This is a genomic window from Brucella oryzae (genome assembly GCF_041929965.1).
Taxonomy (GTDB): Bacteria; Pseudomonadota; Alphaproteobacteria; order Rhizobiales; family Rhizobiaceae; genus Brucella; species Brucella oryzae.
Map to the genome: position 1 here is coordinate 1 of NZ_JBHEEO010000071.1, position 816 is coordinate 816.

Here is an 816-nt window from a genome sequence, read left to right on the forward strand (position 1 = left end):
CTTTTTGACGTGCTGTTACCGCACTTGGGCGCGCTACAGCAATGCGCCGCCACACTTGCTCGCCTCGATGTGTTGGCCAATCTTGCTGAGCGTGCGCAAGCGCTGGATTACCGCGTACCGCACTTTAGTGATCAGCGCATTGTGCATATCGAACAAGGCCGCCACCCGGTGGTGGAGCAGGTGATGAGCGGGCCGTTTATCGCCAACCCGTTGGTGCTTGACGAAACTCGCCACTTTTTGATTGTCACCGGCCCCAACATGGGCGGCAAAAGCACCTATATGCGCCAAACGGCGTTGATCGTGCTGCTGGCGCACATCGGCAGCTTTGTGCCAGCCACCCGTGCGGTGATTGGGCCGATTGATCGCATTTTCACCCGCATTGGCGCCTCGGACGATCTCGCCTCAGGCCGCTCAACCTTTATGGTGGAGATGAGTGAAATGGCGACCATTTTGCACCAAGCGAGCAAGCACAGTTTGGTGTTGATTGACGAAATTGGCCGTGGCACCTCCACTTACGACGGGCTGGCGCTGGCGTGGGCGAGTGCTCAGTGGCTGGCACAAAAAGTGCGGTCGCTGACCTTATTCGCCACCCACTATTTTGAGCTCACCGTGCTGCCAGAGCAGTTTAAAGGCGTGTTTAACGTGCATTTAGACGCCCTCGAGCACGACAACACCATCGCCTTTATGCACAGTGTGCAAGAGGGGGCGGCGAGCAAAAGTTATGGCTTAGCGGTGGCCGCACTGGCTGGCGTGCCCAAAGCGGTGTTGACCCTCGCGCGCCAAAAGCTGGCCGGCCTTGAGGCCAATTCAACGGCG

The 816-nt window shown here is 58.3% G+C and carries 1 protein-coding gene; it reads left to right on the forward strand.

Features of this window, described 5'->3' with window-relative positions:
• Positions 1-816, forward strand: an 816-nt coding sequence (locus tag JNC70_RS22775) for a MutS-related protein (RefSeq protein ID WP_445433029.1), incomplete at both ends; no start/stop codon positions are given.